The following is a 15,827-nucleotide window of genomic DNA, read 5'->3' as shown; positions in this document are numbered from 1 at the left end:
AAACCAACACACACAACACTCTGCCCACCCCGCCGCCTTTCCCTCCCGGGGCCCCCCCCCCCCCGCCGGGCCCCCCCCGGGGGGGGGGCCCCCCGGGGGGCCCCCCCCCCCCCCCGGGGGCCCCCCCGCCACCCAGCTCAGCCCAGTGACTGTGGAGCCGCACCCATGTCCCACCCCTCGTACCGCGCCCCGGCGGCCAGTTCCGGCATCGGACTCGTCATGGCGCAGGTCTGGCGTATGGCCGCCATAACTCCGGACTTCCTCGTCCGGGAGACCGGCACCGACCTGGAACACATCACCGAGATCCTCAGCGGCAGGCACTTCCCCAGCAGGCGTTTCACCGCCTCCTACGCGCGCGCCTGCGGCGCCGACCCCCTGGTCCTCCTGAAGGTCTGGGACGACGAGAACGACCGCCGACGCAGGCCGCACCGGTTCAACGGGTCCAACGGGCCGCATGGGTTCAACGGGCCCGGCGAGTGACCGGCGGCCCCGACGCCCTAACGCTTCGGCCCCCGGACGGCATACACCCCGACGCCCACGACGGTCAGCACGACGGCCGTCCACATGCCGGGTGCCGTGTCGGGCGGGAGCAGCATCCAGGTCAGGACCTGCGTCGCCGTGTCCGTCGCGGGCGGGACGGCGACGGAGACGGCGAGGGAGACCGACAGCCAGGCGAACGCCGGGATCCACGCGTACCGCACCCCGCACCAGGCCGCCCCGATGGCGACGAGCCCCATCAGACCCGCGCTGTTGCGTACGGCGAAGGCGGGGGACGCCGACTGCCCGCTCAGCGTCTGCACCGCCAGCAGCACCGAGCCGATGAGCGCGCCGCAGAGCAGTACGTGCGCGGCCCTGCGGGGGATCCAGCGGATCGCGGCCGTCCGGTCCAACGCGGTGTCCTGTCCGCCGAGTCCGGCCGAGAACGCCGTCGCCCCGGCGGCGAGTACGAGCGTGGACAGCCGCGGATCTCCCGTTCCCCCGCCCCCGCCGCCGATCCGGGCGAGTGCCCAGACCGTCGCCGCGCTGATCAGTACGACGGCGAGGGAGGCGGGGGCGTGGCGCGAGCGCGCGTACAGCGTCAGCCCCCTCACCGTTTCGGGCCGTCCGTCAGCGCGTCCAGTGGGTCGCCCGTGCAGGAGACCGCGGCCGTGTGCAGGGCGCGGATCCGCTGCCGCTGTTCGGCCTGCGGCAGGGCGGTGAACTTCTGCCACACCGGGCGGACCTCGGCGGCCTGGTCCTTCGCGGAGTGCATCGTGCCGTCGAGCGGCCGGGGGTCCTCGCCGAGTACCCAGGCCGCGCCGATGCTCTGCGCGGCGGCCTCGGTCACCAGGCCGCTCTCCCGGTCGCTGCGCGGGTAGCAGATCGGGGCCAGGCCCTGGCCGACCAGGACCCGGGTCAGCCGCTCGCCGTCGGCGGCCTCGATCACCCCGTCGCCGAAGTCCACGAGCAGGAACTCCCGTGGCCGCCCGACCTGTTCGCCGATCCCCCGCGGCACGGTCGTCTCGTGCACGGCGACAGGCGCGTCCTCGCCCAGCGCGCCGCGCAGCAGCCGCAGCGCCTCCTCGCCGGGACCCGCGAGCCCGTCGAGCCGCGCACCACGGGCCGCCGTCACACACACCCGCCCTTCGCACACCTGCGCCGCCGCGGCCCGGTCCACGACATACGTGTCGCGGGGGTCGGACGGCAGCAGGAGCAGGGCGACCGCCCCGCCCGCCAGCAGCGGAGTGAGGGCGAGCAGCCGTGCGCGCGGTCCGGCGGCGGCCAGCAGCGCGAGGCCCGTCGCGGCCATGCCGAGCAGCCAGAGCGTCTGCCCGACGTGTACGGGGACGGAGAGCGTCAGGAGCGTTTCGCGTACGTCCGCCACGGCGGGCGAGAGCAGCGAGAGACGGTTCGGCGCGGCGGAGGTCGGCACCGCGTCGTCCGAGGTCTGCCGCAGCAGGGTGGTGAACAGGAAGGCGCCCACGGCCAGCGCGGGCGGGGTGAGGGCGGAGGGCAGGGCCCGCGCGACCCCCATGCCCAGGACGGCCCCCGCGCCCAGCGCGAACGCGCCCACCAGCGAGATGGGCAGCCAGCCGAGGTGGGCGTACGAGGCGTCCCCGGCGAGCACCCGTACCGCGCCCATGACGACGATCAGCGCGAAGGCCGAGACCAGCGCGCAGGCCGTCGTACCCGCAAGGGCGGCGGCGCGGTGCCATGCGGGCCGTGGGGTGCTGGTGAGGAGTTCGGACATCTTCGAGCGGGGCTCGCGCAGCCCTTGCATCGCGCCGAGTCCGACGGCGAGCGGCCACAGGAAGAACAGCAGGTAGCGGGTCCACAGGGCCATCGACGTCCACTGGGCCGTCCACAGCGCGGTGCCCTCCCACCACGGGCCCGGGATGAGCTGGAGGAACGCGAGCGCGAGCGCCAGGACGGCGGCGCCGGCCCACAGGGCGACGGACCGTCTCCACTCGATGCGCAGGACACGGAGGTTCACCAGGCGCCCCTTGTCCGGACCGGGTCGACCAGCAGCGCCGAGTAGCCGCGCTCCAGCGGGCTGTCGCCCACATGGTCGGGGGAGCCCGCCGCGGCCAGCTCGTCCGGGGTGCCCTGGAAGACCAACTTCCCCTCGGCGAAGAGCACCACGTCGGTGCAGGCGGCGGCCACGTCCTCCACCAGATGGGTCGACACGACCACGCAGGCGTCCGTACCCAACTCCTGGAGCAGAACGCGGAAGCGGAGCCGCTGCGCCGGGTCGAGGCCGACCGTCGGCTCGTCCAGGAGCAGGATCGACGGGTCGTTGACGATGGCCTGGGCGATACCGGCCCGCCGTACCATCCCGCCCGACAGCGTCTTCATCCGCTCGTCGGCGCGGTCGGCCAGGCCGACCCGCTCCACGGCGCGCTGCACCGCCGACGGTGGCCACCAGCGCCTCCTCTTCGGCGGCGGGCGCCACGGGGTGCGGGGCCGCGGCGGGTGGCGGCTGCGCGTGGTGGGCGCGGCGGCGGAACGCGTCGACGAGGCGGCGGGCCGCGATCGTCCACAGCCAGCCGACGGCCGTACCCCCGGCCCCGCTCCCGGCGAAGGAGCCCGCCGCCCGCCACACCGCCAGATACGTCTCCTGCATGACCTCGGCGACGATCTGCTGGTCGGCGCAGCGGCGGCTCAGCCGCACCGCGAGCCACGGCGACGTACGCCGGTACAGCTCCTCGAAGGCGGCCCGGTCGCCCCGGGCAACGCGTCGCAGAAGACGCTCCTCGTCCAGTTCCTGCGGCGGCGCCGCCCCAACCCGTTTCACACCTGCTAGACGGTGGTCCGGGGCGACGGGTTTTCTCCGGCGAGTGATACGGGTCACGCCGTCCCGTTCCGGCCCCGGCCCGTCCCCCGTTCGGATGCGCGCGTTGGCCGCCGCCGCGTCGGCGGGTGAGGGTGGCTCGGAGAGGCAGGTCCGCCATGGGTGACGCGATCGGCCAGATGCTGGCCTCCGCCGTAGGCATCGCCATCAGCCCGTTGCCGCTGATCGCGGTGGTCCTCATGCTGGCGACGCCGCACGGCAGAACCAACGGCATCGCGTTCGCCGCGGGCTGGACCGCCTCCATCGCGCTGCTCACCGCCCTGATCGTCGCCTTCGGCGGCGGCACGCGGACCAGCGGCCAACCCGCCTCCTGGACCCTGTGGCTCAAGCTCGCCCTCGGCGCCCTCTTCCTCGTACTGGCCTGGAAGCAGTGGCAGGGGCGACCCCGCGAGGGGCACGGAGCCCGGCCGCCCGCGTGGATGCGGGCTGTCGACAAGTTCACGCCCGGCAAGTCGGCAGGGCTCGCGGGCGCCCTCGCCCTGGCCAACCCCAAGAACCTGGTCCTGACCGTCGGCGGGGCCCTGTCGATCGCGTCCAGCGGGGCCGACGGCACCGGCAAGACGGTCGCCGCGATCCTCATGGTCCTCATCGCGTCGGCCTGCGCCACCGTGCCGCTCGCCGTCTACCTGTTCGGCGGCGCCCGCGCCGAGCGGGTCCTCGCGGGGTGGAAGACCTGGATGGCCGACCACAACGCGGCCATCATGATCGTCGTCCTCACCGTCCTCGGCGCCAAATACATCGGTGACGCCCTCAGCGGGCTCACGGCCTGAACTCCTCCATCGGCTGCGGGAAGCGGCGGGGGTCGGGCGCGCGCCGGGTGTGCGCCGCGTGTGCGCCGGGCTCGTTCGAGTGATGGGCAGCATGGGCCGCTGACATATGCGGGATATGACATTACGTATATGTCACCGTTACGTTGCGTGAGGTTTCATGACTCGGAGCGAATTACCGTCACTCGCCGCCGCCGCCGACATGGACGCCGTGGACGCCGAACCGTTCGGAGCCGGGAGCGATGTCATCCTCCAGCAGGGACATCACGCCCTCTTCGGAGTCAGCACGGGCAACAGTTACTTCAGCCGCCGGCGTCTGGTCCACGCGGTGACCTGGGCGGCGGCCCACTTCGACGCGGTCGACGTGGTCTACTCCGACCTCTACCTCGACACGATGTGCGAAGCGTTCGGTTACGAGTCCGAGGACGCCCGCCGCAGTGCGGTCAAGCAACTGCGGGGCGTACGGCGGCGGATCGAGGGCGCCCTTGAGGACGCGGGGACGGCGGCGAAGCGGGTACGGGCCCGGCCGCTGTCCGACTTCCTCGAAGAGCCCGCGTACCAGGAGGTCCGGGCGCGGGCGCTGGCCGCCCTGCGCACCGACACCGAACTGCGGAACGTCCGGGACGAGATGGCGTACGGGTTCCTCGCCAAGCGCCTCGACCCCGGCACCTTTCCCACCTCGCGGCAGGTGGAGGTGGTGCTCGACTACGTCGACGCCGAACTGCCGTTCTTCGTGGACAGCCCGAGCATCCTCGGCGTCGAGTCATCCGTGCATTGCTACCACACCGTCCTGGCGCTGGGGCGCCTGCTGTTCGGCGACCGCGCGGTGGGTCTGCGACCGGCCGACAACCAGGGCTACGCCATCGTCGCCTGCCAGGACTGACCCTCAACCCTCAGGCCACGCGCCGCGACCCACCAGAAAGCAGCACTCCATGTCTTCCACGACCACGTCACCCACCACGTCACCCCCCACGCCGACCCCCACCACCTGCCCCCACACCGGCAAGACCTACGCACCGGTCGCATGGCCCCTCTCCCGCCGAGGCGACGTCGTCCCCGCCGAGTGCGCCCAACTGCGCGAGGAGAGCCCCATCGCCCGCGTCCGGACGCTCACCGGCGACGACGCCTGGCTCATCAGCAACTACGCCCTCGCCCGGCAAGTCCTGGAGGACGCCGAACACTTCAGCCTGCGCAGGACGGCCGCGCCGGGCATGCCGCGCCAGTACGCGCTGACGATCCCGCCGGAGGTCGTCAACACCATGGGCAACGTCAACAGCGCGGGCCTCCACCAAGAGGTGCTGAGGGCCTTCGGTCCCCGGTCGGGACCCGCGTCGGCCGAGTGGATGCGCGCCCTGGCGCACGAACTGATCGACAGCATGGTCGAGGAAGGCGCGCCCGTCGATCTGCGGACGCGGTTCGCCGAGCCGTACGCCTCGGGCATGGTCTGCGAAGTGCTCGGCATCCCCCGCGAGGACGGTCACCGGCTCATCGCGGGCCTGGACCTCGGATTCGTCACCAGCCCGGTCGAGTTCGACGGCTGCACCGCCAACTGGGACAAGGACTTCGCCTACGTCCTGCGGCAGGTCCGCGCCGACCGGGACGCCCAGCGGGGCCTCATCCGGCGGCTGTGCGAGCTGCGGGACGATCCGGCGCGCGACGGCGGCGCGCTGACCGACGAGATGCTGGCGGCCGTGGTGACCTCGCTGTTCGGGGCCGGCGCGATGAGCACGTACGTCTTCCTGCTGCACGCCGTGCTCACCCTCGTACGCCACCCGGAGACGATGGAACGGCTCCGCGAGGACCCCGAACTGATGCCGAACGCGGTGGAGGAGCTGCTGCGCTGCACGCTGTCCATCGGCGACGGGCTGCCCCGCATCGCGACCGGTGACGTCCGGGTCGGGGACGTCCTGGTACGGGCCGGTGAGCTGGTCCTCGTCTGTGTGGAGGGCGCCAACTTCGACCCCGAACGGTTCGATGACGCCGAGCGCTTCGACATCGACCGCACCCCCAACCCGCACCTCGCGTTCGGCGCCGGGCCCCACTTCTGCCCCGCCTCACTGATCTCCCGCGTCCACGCCACGGAAGCCCTCACCGCCCTCATCGACCGCCTCCCCGCCCTCCGACTGGCCCTCCCGGAGGACCAGTTGGTCTGGCGCACCGGCAACATCAAACGCGTACCGGAACGCCTCCACGTGCTCTGGTGAACGTGCTCTGGTGAATCCCTACGGGACGTGGAACGGCACCGTCGTGACCACGATCTTCGGGAGCGGGCGCAGGGCGCGGCGGAGGCGGGTGGCCGTGCGGCTGTGGAGGAGCTGGTGGCGGCGGTGGCGGGTGACGATCTCCGGGAGGATCACCGTGAGCGTGAGGTCGGGGTGCGCGCGGTGCAGGGCCTCGATGTAGTGGACGAGCGGGGCGACGGTCGCGCGGTAGGGGGAGACGACGATCTCCAGCGGGAGGTGGTCGCCCCACAACTGCCAGTACGCGACGACCCGTTCGGCCTCCTCGGGGGTGAGGCTGATGTGGAGGGCGAGTACGGGCTGCCGGAGTGAGGCCGCGTAGGCCAGGGCGCGCATGCTCGCGAGGTCGATGCTGGCGAGGGCGACGATCGACAGATGCCGGATCTCCTCGGGCAACTCCTCGCCCTCCCGGTCGCCTTCCGGCTCCGGCGCCCGGCCGTACCGTTCCACCAGGGGCTCGGCCGGCCCGCACACCCCGCCCGGCGCCGGCAGCTCCACCGTGTGCGGGCGCAGCCGCAACGCCTCACGCACCGTCGCGTAATGGCGCCGGATGCGCAGCGTCACCAGCAGGAACAGGCCTACGGCGACGATCGCCACCCACGCGCCCTCGGTGAACTTGCTGATGCCCGCCGTGAGGAAGACGACGGCCGACAGCAGACCCCCGACGGCGTTGAAGCACATGCTCTTGCGCCAGTGCCGGTCCCGCAGCCGCCACCAGTGCACGACCATCCCGGCCTGCGAGAGCGTGAAGGCGAGGAAGACACCGACCGCGTACAGCGGGATCAGGGCGCCCGTCTGTCCGTCGAACGCCAGGTAGACCAGGGCGGCGGCCAGCGACAGGACGATGATGCCGTTGCTGTAGGCGAGGCGGTCGCCGAGGCGCATGAAGGTGCGGGGCGCGTAGTCGTCGCGCGCGAGCAGGGACAGCACGCGGGGGAAGTCGTTGTACGCGGTGTTCGCGGCGAGCAGCAGGACGGCGGCGGTGGTGGCCTGCACGAACACGTACATCCAGCCGGACCCGAAGCTGAGGTGCGCCAGTTGGGAGAGGATCGTCTCCTTGCTGCTGGGCACCACACCCGCGAGGTGGATCACCACGATGATCCCCGCGAACATCGTGATGAGCAGCCCCACCATCCAGGTCAGCGTGGTCCGGGCCTGCCGCCACTCGACGGGCTTGAACGCCGGTACCGCGTTGGAGATCGCCTCGATACCGGTCATCGCCGTCGCGCCCGACGAGAAGGCCCGCATGACGAGGAAGAGGGTCGCGCCCTCGGTGACCGTGACCGCCGGGGTCGGCTGCGGGTGGAAGTCGCGCCCCGCCGAGTCGGCGAGCCCGGCGGTGATCAGCGCGAACATGGCGATGATGAACAGGTAGGTCGGCGCGGCGAACAGCGCGCCCGCCTGCCGGATGCCCCGCAGATTGCCCGCGAGCAGCAGCACGATCACGCCGACGCCGATGGGCACGGTGTCCGGGGCCAGCGAGGGAATCGCCGAGGTGATCGCCGCGACGCCCGAGGCGATCGACACGGCGACGGTGAGGACGTAGTCGGTCATCAGCCCGGCGGCGGCCACCAGCCCTGCCACAGGGCCCAGATTGTCACCGGCCACGATGTACGAGCCACCGCCGTGCGGGTACGCGCGGATCGTCTGCCGGTACGACAGGCCGACCGCCAGCATCAGGAAGACGATCGCGGCGGAGATCGGGAAGGAGTACGCGAGGCCCGCCGTCCCCGCGAGCACGAGGACCGCGAGCATCGCCTCGGGACCGTACGCGACCGACGACAGCGCGTCGGCCGACAGCACGGGCAGCGCCACCAGCTTGCGCATCCGCTCGGACACCAGGGCGGAACTCTTCAGCGGCGTACCGAGGAGCAGCCGCCGGGTCCAGGCCCCGGCGCGCCCCATCCGCCCGGCGGGCGCCTCCTCCGGCTCCTCCTCGTCGAGTTGCTGCCCCGGCGTACCCGTCCCCAGGGGCGTGAGCGGCACCAGGCGCCCGAAGCGGGCGGGCCGGAGCTGCGCGGGCGGCGGGAAGCTGCCGAGATCGGGGTCGACGGGCAGGGCGCGGCGCCAGGTCTCGGGCGGCGCGGTCACCTCGCCCCACTCCCGGCCCACCTGGCGCAGTACGCCTTGCTGTTCCTCGTCCAGCTCCGCGAGGCGCGCGGAAGGTCCGGGCGGTCCCGCCGTCGCACTCCGCCCCTCGGACCCGGCCCCGCCTCGGCCCCCGGATGTATCGGTCATCTGCCGCAGTGTGGTCGATCAAGGGCGTACGGGACGGCCTGACATGCCGGGCTGACCTGCCGGGCCGACGTGCCGGGCCGACGTGCCGGGCCGACGTGCCAACCGGAATGACGGCCGGATGACGGGCCCTTGCGCCCGGGTGCGATGATGCTCGGCGACAAGGCGACGGCGGACGAGGAAGCCGGTGTGAATCCGGCGCGGTCCCGCCACTGTGATCGGCGAGCGAACCCCAGCACTAGGCCACTGCCCGGAAACGGGCGGGAAGGCCGGGGTGAGCCTCGACCCGAGAGCCAGGAGACTCACGCGGTCGCCACCTCGACGAAACCAGGGCGGATCTCCCTGGAGGAGGGTGGTTCGGCATGCCTGTGCGGCAGCCTGACGACAGATCGGCCCGGGGCTTTTTGAAGGCGGGCATACGCTCGCATTCCCTTCCCAAGCGCCTGCCCAGGCGTCTGCCCGTGCTCCTGGTGGCCTCGGCGCTCCTCATATCCGGCTGCGGCGGAAGCGGTGGGGAGAGTTCCGGCGGCGGCACGGCGGGCCCGGCCGCCAAGGGCTTCCCGGTCACCGTCTCCAACTGCGGTGTGAGGACGACGTACGAGCGACCGCCCCAGCGCGCGGTGTCGCTGAACCAGCACGCGACCGAGGTGATGCTCGCCCTCGGCCTGGAGAAGTCGATGGCCGGCACGGGCTATCTGGACGACAAGATCCTCCCCGAGTACGCATCCGCGTACGACAAGATCAAGGTCCTGTCCAAGGAGTACCCCTCCTACGAGGCGCTGCTCGCCGCCGAACCCGACTTCGTGTACGGCGGTTTCGGGTCCACCTTCGACGAGAAGGAGGGGCGCGGCCGGGACACCTTCACCGGTGCCGGGATCAACACCCGGCTGAACATCGAGGCGTGTGCGTCCGGGCCGGTGACGATGGCCATGGTCGACCGGGAGATCCGGGACGTGGCCAAGGTGTTCGGCGTACCGGAGCGGGCCGAGAAGCAGGTCAAGAGCCTGCACGCCACGCTGGACGGAGTCGACAGGCGCCTCGACGGCGTCGACCCGGTCAAGCTCTTCGTCTACGACAGCGGCGACAAGACCGCGTTCACCGCCGGTGGTACGGGCATCGGCAACACGATGATCGAGCGAGCGGGCGGCGCGAACATCTTCGCCGACCTCGACAAGACCTTCGGCGACGTGTCGTTCGAACAGGTCGCCGACCGGGCGCCCGACACCGTCCTCATCTACGACTACGGGGACCAGACCGTCGAGCAGAAGAAGAAGTTCCTGCTCTCCAACCCGGCGCTGCGGGACGTGCCCGCGATCAAGAACAAGCGGTTCGCGGTACTGCCCTTGTCGTCCACCGTGCTGGGCGTACGGGTACCCGCCGCCGTGGAGTCGCTGGCCCGGCAGCTCCACCCGGACCGCTTCCGGTGAGCGGGGGGTACCGCCGCCGTCGGGCCCCCTACCCCCTGGTGCTGACCGGTCTCGGCGCCCTCGTCCTCATCGCGGCGACCTTCGGTGTCGCGGCCGGTTCGATCGGCATTCCGGCGGGGGACGTGTGGGGCATCCTGCTCCATCAACTCCATCCGGATCTGGTCGAACAGACCTGGCCGGCGGCGCGCGAGACCATCGTCATGGACGTCCGGCTGCCCCGCGTCCTGCTGTGCGCGGTGGTGGGTGCCGGGCTTTCGGTGGCCGGGATGGCGTTGCAGGCACTGGTCCGCAATCCGCTCGCCGATCCGATGCTGCTCGGCGTGTCCTCGGGTGCGAGCGTCGGCGCGGTCCTCGTGCTGGTCTTCAACCTGACGCTGTTCGGCGTCTTCTCGCTGCCGATCGCCGCCTTCATCGGTGCGCTGGCGGCCCTGATCGCGGTGTACTTCCTCGCCCGGTCCGGCGGCCGGATGACGACCGTACGGCTCGTTCTCGCGGGTGTGGCGACGGCCGAGGTGCTGTCGGCGGTGGCGAGTTTCCTCGTCGTCACGTCCAGCGATCCGCACAAGACGCAGTCGGCGCTGCGGTGGATGCTCGGCGGTCTCGCGGGCACCACGTGGACCATGGTGTGGATTCCGGCGGGCGCGGTCCTGATCGGCACGGCCGTACTGCTCGGTGTCTGCCGCCCGCTGAATCTGCTGCTCGCGGGGGAGGAGGCGGCCACGGCGCTCGGCCTGGACGTCCACCGCTTCCGGGCCGCGATGTTCACGCTGGTCGCGCTGATGATCGGCACGATCGTCGCGGTCAGCGGCCAGATCGGTTTCGTCGGCCTGATCATGCCGCACGTCGTACGCCTCCTCGTCGGCGCCGACCACCGCCGCGCGCTGCCGGCCGCCGCGCTGCTCGGCGCGGCCTTCCTGATCGCCGCGGATCTCGCCGCGCGCACGCTGATGCGGCCCGAGGAGATTCCCGTGGGCATCCTCACGGCGCTGGTGGGCGGCCCGTTCTTCCTCTGGCTGATGCAACGGAGGTCGGTGTGACGGACACACTGGAACCCGGACCCGGCGCCCTGGACATCGACGCCGTGTCGGTCGTGATCGACGGCCGGTCTCTGGTGCGTGACGTGTCCCTGACGGTGGTGCCCGGTGAGGTGGTCGGCCTGGTCGGCCCGAACGGCGCCGGGAAATCCACCCTCCTGCGGACCGTGTACCGCGCGCTGCGGCCCACGTCGGGCCGGGTGCTCGTGGACGGCGACGACGTCTGGCGGATGCCAGGGAAGCGACTGGCCCGGCGGCTCGCGGCCGTACCTCAGGACCACGCGGGCGACTTCGATCTCACCGTCCACGAGGTCGTCGCCATGGGCCGCACCCCGCACAAACGCCCCTTCGAGGGTGACGGTTCCGACGACCGCGCCATCGTCACGGCCGCGCTCACTGAACTCGGCACCGCCCACCTGGCGGACGCGCCCTTCGACCGGCTGTCGGGCGGCGAGAAACAACGCGTACTGATCGCCCGCGCGCTCGCCCAGCAGGCCGGGACCATGGTCCTCGACGAGCCCACCAACCACCTTGACCTGCGCCACCAGTTGGACACGCTCCGCCTCGTCCGCCACCTCGGCACCACAGCCGTCGTCGCCCTGCACGACCTGAACCTCGCGGCGACGTTCTGCGACCGGCTGTGCGTGCTGGACGGGGGCCGGGTGGTGACGACGGGTACGCCGGGGGAGGTCCTGACGCCGGAGCTGCTGGCGGAGGTGTACCGGGTGGAGGCGGACGTCAGGGAGCACCCGCGCACGGGCGTACCCCAGGTGACGCTGCTGTCGGGCTACGAGCCATGAACAAGTTGTTCAAACCAATCTGTTGACATCGAACTGTGTGTCACCGCATCCTGGACCCATGTCTGCGACCCCTGATCAGAGCGACCCCTTCACGCCCCCGCACCCCGAACAGGCGCGTGTGCAGCGGGTGTACGCGTCCCTGTTCCGCATCGCCGAACGCCACGCGGCCACCGACGAGCAGCGCCACCGCCAGATCCACCCGGCGGTTCTCGGCCCGCACGAGGCAGTGCGGCTCGTGTCGTTCCTGCTCAGCGGCGCCGCACTGCCCGCCGACGGTGAACCGGACGTGGACCAGCCCGACATCACCGCAGCCCTGAGCCTCGTACCGCTGATGCGCGGCGAGATGGACGAGTTGGAGGCCGGGCTCCTCCAGATGGCGCGAGGACGAGGCATGACCTGGCAGGAGATCGCCTTCGGCCTGGGCCTGGGCACACCGCAGGCGGCCCGGCAGCGTTACGAGCGACTGGCGAGCCGGGCGGGAAACGGGGAGTAGGGGGCGGTCGGCCGGTGCGTGTGTGTCAGTCGGGGGTCGGGGTGCGGCCTCGGATCAGGGGGAGGTACACCTCGTCCACGATGTCGATCAGGACGTCGTCGGGGGCCGTCGGGGTGCCACGGGTGACGAACTCGTTGCGCAGGAGGACGACGGCCGTGGTGGCGACCCGGGGGTGCAGGGCCTCCGGCGGCGCCTCGCCACGGGCCACGGCCCGGCCCAGGACCGTCAGCCACATCGCCGAGCCGCCGTCACCGGCGCCCTCACGCAGTTGGGCCAGCAGCTCCGGATCGTCGGCGACGCCGGCCAGCAGGCCGCGCAGGATCTCGCCGTGAGGTGACGACCAGTGGCGATTGGCGCCGCGCAGCAGCTCCAGCACATCGCCGCGCAGCTCGCCGGTGTCGGGCAACCGCACGTCGGCGGTGACCAGTTCGCGGTACGCGGCGATGCCGAGCGCCGCGCGGTGCGGCCAACGGCGGTAGAGGGCGTTCTTGTTGGTGCCCGCCCGGAGGGCGACCTTCTCCATGGTGAGACCGGCGTACCCGGACTCGCTCAGCACATCGGCGGCGGCGCGCAGGATCGCGCGCTCCAGCACGGCCCCGCGCCTGCGCACCTGCGCGGAGGCCGTTCGGCCGACGGCCTTCTTCGCATCCCGATTCTTCGCGTCCATAGGGGTACGCAGCGTACTCGGCGTACTCACCGCTGCCCCGGCCTGCTGTTGGCCGGCGCAATATAAGGTACTGTCCGTACCCTATTCAGGAGGCGGGTCATGCGGGGCAAGGGCATCACCTATGACACCGGGTTCATCAACCCGGCCGGGGTCAGCACACGCGAACCGTTCGATCCCGAGGCCGTCCGGCGCGATATGCGGGTGATCCGCGACGAACTCCACTGCACCGCTGTGCGCGTCACCGGGGGCGATCCGGACCATCTGGAGATCGCGGCGGAGCGGGCCGCCGATGCGGGGCTTGAGGTCTGGTTCTCGCCGTTCCCGTGCGGGCTGACCACGGACGCGCTGCTCGCCCTGCTCGCTGACTGTGCCGGGCGCGCCGAGCGGCTGCGGCGGCGCGGCGCGGAGGTGGTGTTCCTCACCGGCTCCGAACTCAGCCTGTTCACTGTCGGGTTCCTGCCAGGGGACACTCTCGACGAGCGCATCGGACTGCTCTTCACCCCGGACCGGTTGCGCGCCGCGCTGCCCGAACTGCCCGCCCGTGTCAACGACTTCCTCGGCCGCGCCGTCGCCACGGTCCGCGAGCGGTTCGGCGGCCGGGTCGGCTACGCGTCGCTGCCGTTCGAGGGAGTCGACTGGACGCCCTTCGACATCGTCGCGACGGATGCCGGCTACCGGTCGGCCGAGGTCGCCGCGCACTTCCGGGACGGCGTCCGTGCCCTCGTCGCGCAGGGGAAGCCCTTCGCGGTCACCGAGTTCGGGTGCACCACCCATCGCGGGGCGGGCGACAAGGGCGGCCGGGGGGACCTGATCATCGAGTGGGGTGCGGACGGCAGGGCGGTCCGGCTCGACGGCGACTACATCCGGGACGAGGACGAACAGGCCGCATACATAGGTGAGTTGCTGGACGTCTTCGAGTCCGAGGGGGTCGACACCGCGTTCGTGAACACCTTCGCCCGCTACGACCTGCCACACCGCGCCGCTCCCCGCGACGACCTCGACCGGGCGAGTTATGGCGTGGTCAAGGTACGTCCCGATCTGAGCTGGGAGCCGAAGGTGGCGTTCCACGCGCTCGCCGAGCGCTATCGCCAAGGCTGAGCGCCAAGCCCGAAGGGGGTTGCATTCGTTGCCGGAGCGGCCCCGGATTGGTCGGTTCGCGGGGTTTCATTCGATCGGTTGAGTGACCAATCCGCCGCACGCCGGGCGCCGAATTCCCCGTGTGACGACAGGAGAGAACGCTCCGCGAACGCCGCCCGCGCGATATGCGCTCGGTGGGCTCGGTGGGCTGCTCGCCGGTCTCGCCGCCCTCGCCGTCGCGGAGTTGGTCTCCGCCGCCGTACGCCCCGAGGCCGGACCGGTCGTCGCGGTGGGCGGCGCCGCGATCGACCGGACACCCGCCCCGGTCAAGGACTGGGCGATCCGGAACTTCGGCACCGACGACAAGCTCGTCCTCCAACTCGGCATTCTCGCCGCCCTCGCCCTGCTCGCCCTGGCACTCGGCGTACTGGCGACACGTCACCGCCGTACCGGGGCCGCCGGAGTGCTGGTGTTCGGCATCGTCGGAGCGGTCGCGGCGACCGGACGGCCCGACTCCACGAGCCTCACCGACGCGCTGCCGTCCGTACTCGGCGCCGTCACCGGCAGCCTCCTTCTGTACGTACTGGCGGGGCGGCTGCGACCACCGCAACCCGTTGAGGGTTCGGCGCCCGACTGGGACCGCCGGGGATTCGTCGTCACCGCGACCGCCGCCGCCCTCGCCTCCGCCGGCGCCGGAGCCCTCGGCCGGTCCCTGAACGGCGCGCGCGGCAAGGACGCCGTCGCGTCCCGCGCCCAAGTCGTGCTGCCCGCACCGAGGTCGGCGGCGCCCCCCGTACCGAAGGGGGCGGCGCTCCGTATCCCCGGAATCAGCCCGTTCCGCACCCCGAACGGCGACTTCTACCGCGTCGACACCGCGCTCGTCGTACCCAAGGTCGACGCCACGACCTGGCGGCTGCGCCTCCACGGGCAGGGCGTGACCCGCCCGCTCACGCTCACCTACGACGACCTGCTCCGCCGCGACCTCATCGAACGGGACATCACCCTCACCTGTGTGTCCAACGAGGTCGGCGGCCCGTACGCCGGAAACGCCCGCTGGATCGGCGTACGCCTCGCGGAGCTGCTGACCGAGGCCGGGGTGCGGCCACCGTCGAAGGGCGGGCCCGCCGATCAGCTCGTGGCCCGTTCGGTCGACGGGATGACGATCGGCAGCCCCGTCGAGGACGTCATGGACGGCCGGGACGCGATGCTCGCGCTCGGCATGAACGGCGACCCGCTCCCCTTCGCCCACGGCTTCCCCGTAAGGATGCTGGTCCCCGGGCTCTACGGATACGTCTCCGCGTGCAAGTGGATCCGGGACATCGAGCTGACGACCTTCGACGCGTACGACGCCTACTGGGTCAAACGGGACTGGGCGCGGCGGGCACCGATCAAGACGCAGTCCCGTATCGACACCCCCAAGCCCTTCGCCCGGCCGCGCGCCGGCGCCGTCATGGTCGCGGGCGTGGCGTGGGCGCAGCACCGGGGCATCGACAAGGTCGAGGTACGCGTGGACGACGGCCCCTGGCTCCCCGCCGACCTCGCCGCCGAGGACACCCGGGACACCTGGCGCCAGTGGTCCTATCCGTGGACGGCGGCGAAGGGCGGCCACACGCTCACGGTCCGGGCCACGGACCGCACGGGCGCGGTGCAGACGGAGCGGCGGACCGGCACCGTGCCGGACGGCGCCAGTGGCTGGCATTCGGTGGTGGTCACCGTCGACTGAAGGCCGTTCGCCGACCCAAACCAACCCAACCCC

General features: G+C 72.0%; 14 protein-coding genes, 2 pseudogenes and 1 riboswitch. Of the genes and pseudogenes, 10 read left to right on the top strand and 6 right to left on the bottom strand.

Annotated features, from left to right (window positions below; genetic code table 11):
- The first annotated feature begins 165 nt into the window (after positions 1–165).
- On the top strand, positions 166–480 hold the full coding sequence (locus ACIQNU_RS22240) for a hypothetical protein (protein WP_401368948.1): 315 nt from the start codon (positions 166–168) through the stop codon (positions 478–480).
- 17 nt (positions 481–497) lie between these two features.
- On the opposite strand, the gene ACIQNU_RS22235 is transcribed toward ACIQNU_RS22240, so the two are convergent.
- From ACIQNU_RS22235 to ACIQNU_RS22220, 4 genes and pseudogenes are all read right to left on the bottom strand, one after another.
- A complete protein-coding gene (locus ACIQNU_RS22235; RefSeq protein WP_401368945.1) occupies positions 498–1,091 on the bottom strand; it encodes a hypothetical protein in 594 nt (197 codons plus the stop codon).
- Positions 1,088–2,473 carry a hypothetical protein gene (locus ACIQNU_RS22230; protein ID WP_401369045.1) on the bottom strand — a complete coding sequence of 462 codons (1,386 nt, stop codon included), beginning with the start codon at positions 2,471–2,473 and terminating at the stop codon, positions 1,088–1,090. Before ACIQNU_RS22230 ends, ACIQNU_RS22235 begins: the two co-directional genes overlap by 4 nt.
- A pseudogene (locus ACIQNU_RS22225) lies at positions 2,470–2,895 on the bottom strand (ATP-binding cassette domain-containing protein); the annotation flags it as partial. The gene ACIQNU_RS22230 and the pseudogene ACIQNU_RS22225, both read right to left, overlap by 4 nt.
- Positions 2,885–3,274 (bottom strand): annotated as a pseudogene (locus ACIQNU_RS22220) (RNA polymerase sigma factor); the annotation flags it as partial. The pseudogenes ACIQNU_RS22225 and ACIQNU_RS22220, both read right to left, overlap by 11 nt.
- A gap of 155 nt (positions 3,275–3,429) precedes the next feature.
- Between ACIQNU_RS22220 and ACIQNU_RS22215 the strand changes: the two are divergent.
- The 3 genes from ACIQNU_RS22215 to ACIQNU_RS22205 all read left to right on the top strand — a co-directional run bounded on the left by ACIQNU_RS22215 (position 3,430) and on the right by ACIQNU_RS22205 (position 6,302).
- Positions 3,430–4,101, top strand: coding sequence for a GAP family protein (locus ACIQNU_RS22215; protein WP_401368942.1), 672 nt, complete (start codon positions 3,430–3,432; stop codon positions 4,099–4,101).
- A gap of 157 nt (positions 4,102–4,258) precedes the next feature.
- Positions 4,259–4,981: a tRNA-dependent cyclodipeptide synthase gene (locus tag ACIQNU_RS22210; protein WP_401368939.1), complete on the top strand. Its 723-nt coding sequence runs from the start codon at positions 4,259–4,261 to the stop codon at positions 4,979–4,981.
- Positions 4,982–5,030: 49 nt separating this feature from the next.
- Positions 5,031–6,302: a cytochrome P450 gene (locus ACIQNU_RS22205; RefSeq protein ID WP_401368937.1), complete on the top strand. Its 1,272-nt coding sequence runs from the start codon at positions 5,031–5,033 to the stop codon at positions 6,300–6,302.
- Positions 6,303–6,320: 18 nt separating this feature from the next.
- Here the strand turns inward: ACIQNU_RS22205 and ACIQNU_RS22200 are convergent, their stop codons facing one another.
- Positions 6,321–8,576, bottom strand: a complete 2,256-nt coding sequence (locus tag ACIQNU_RS22200) for an APC family permease (protein WP_401368934.1) — start codon at positions 8,574–8,576, stop codon at positions 6,321–6,323.
- Positions 8,577–8,748: 172 nt separating this feature from the next.
- A riboswitch (cobalamin riboswitch) is annotated at positions 8,749–8,877 on the top strand.
- A 139-nt stretch (positions 8,878–9,016) separates the two neighbouring features.
- Between ACIQNU_RS22200 and ACIQNU_RS22195 the strand changes: the two genes are divergently transcribed.
- From ACIQNU_RS22195 to ACIQNU_RS22180, 4 genes are read left to right on the top strand one after another with little or no spacing between them, the layout of a single operon-like run.
- Positions 9,017–10,000, top strand: coding sequence for an ABC transporter substrate-binding protein (locus ACIQNU_RS22195; protein WP_401369042.1), 984 nt, complete (start codon positions 9,017–9,019; stop codon positions 9,998–10,000).
- A complete protein-coding gene (locus tag ACIQNU_RS22190; protein ID WP_401368931.1) occupies positions 9,997–11,037 on the top strand; it encodes a FecCD family ABC transporter permease in 1,041 nt (346 codons plus the stop codon). The genes ACIQNU_RS22195 and ACIQNU_RS22190 overlap by 4 nt, the downstream gene beginning before the upstream one ends.
- Complete coding sequence (locus tag ACIQNU_RS22185) at positions 11,034–11,834, top strand: ABC transporter ATP-binding protein (RefSeq protein ID WP_401368929.1); 801 nt, start codon at positions 11,034–11,036, stop codon at positions 11,832–11,834. The genes ACIQNU_RS22190 and ACIQNU_RS22185 overlap by 4 nt, the downstream gene beginning before the upstream one ends.
- A gap of 58 nt (positions 11,835–11,892) precedes the next feature.
- Positions 11,893–12,327, top strand: coding sequence for a DNA-binding protein (locus ACIQNU_RS22180; protein ID WP_401368926.1), 435 nt, complete (start codon positions 11,893–11,895; stop codon positions 12,325–12,327).
- A 25-nt stretch (positions 12,328–12,352) separates the two neighbouring features.
- Here the strand turns inward: ACIQNU_RS22180 and ACIQNU_RS22175 are convergent, their stop codons facing one another.
- The gene (locus tag ACIQNU_RS22175) at positions 12,353–12,994 is read right to left on the bottom strand and encodes a TetR/AcrR family transcriptional regulator (RefSeq protein WP_401368923.1); all 642 of its coding nucleotides are present in this window, start codon (positions 12,992–12,994) and stop codon (positions 12,353–12,355) included.
- A 99-nt stretch (positions 12,995–13,093) separates the two neighbouring features.
- Between ACIQNU_RS22175 and ACIQNU_RS22170 the strand changes: the two genes are divergently transcribed.
- Both ACIQNU_RS22170 and ACIQNU_RS22165 read left to right on the top strand, forming a co-directional pair.
- The gene (locus ACIQNU_RS22170; protein WP_401368921.1) at positions 13,094–14,092 is read left to right on the top strand and encodes a hypothetical protein; all 999 of its coding nucleotides are present in this window, start codon (positions 13,094–13,096) and stop codon (positions 14,090–14,092) included.
- A 121-nt stretch (positions 14,093–14,213) separates the two neighbouring features.
- Entirely contained in the window at positions 14,214–15,794 is a 1,581-nt protein-coding gene (locus ACIQNU_RS22165) for a molybdopterin-dependent oxidoreductase (protein WP_401368919.1), read from the top strand.
- Positions 15,795–15,827: the final 33 nt, after the last annotated feature.

It is taken from the genome of Streptomyces sp. NPDC091292 (assembly GCF_044757265.1).
In the GTDB taxonomy this organism is placed as follows: domain Bacteria; phylum Actinomycetota; class Actinomycetes; order Streptomycetales; family Streptomycetaceae; genus Streptomyces.
This window is presented reverse-complemented; position numbering and strand designations above follow the sequence as displayed.

Excerpts from the sequence above, each read along its gene's own strand:
- ACIQNU_RS22240 (WP_401368948.1), top strand. The coding sequence starts at position 166 with ATGTCCCACCCCTCGTACCGCGCCCCGGCGGCCAGTTCCGGCATCGGA.
- ACIQNU_RS22215 (WP_401368942.1), top strand. The coding sequence starts at position 3,430 with ATGGGTGACGCGATCGGCCAGATGCTGGCCTCCGCCGTAGGCATCGCC.
- ACIQNU_RS22210 (WP_401368939.1), top strand. The coding sequence starts at position 4,259 with ATGACTCGGAGCGAATTACCGTCACTCGCCGCCGCCGCCGACATGGAC.
- ACIQNU_RS22205 (WP_401368937.1), top strand. The coding sequence starts at position 5,031 with ATGTCTTCCACGACCACGTCACCCACCACGTCACCCCCCACGCCGACC.
- ACIQNU_RS22200 (WP_401368934.1), bottom strand. The coding sequence starts at position 8,576 with ATGACCGATACATCCGGGGGCCGAGGCGGGGCCGGGTCCGAGGGGCGG.
- ACIQNU_RS22180 (WP_401368926.1), top strand. The coding sequence starts at position 11,893 with ATGTCTGCGACCCCTGATCAGAGCGACCCCTTCACGCCCCCGCACCCC.
- ACIQNU_RS22175 (WP_401368923.1), bottom strand. The coding sequence starts at position 12,994 with ATGGACGCGAAGAATCGGGATGCGAAGAAGGCCGTCGGCCGAACGGCC.
- ACIQNU_RS22170 (WP_401368921.1), top strand. The coding sequence starts at position 13,094 with ATGCGGGGCAAGGGCATCACCTATGACACCGGGTTCATCAACCCGGCC.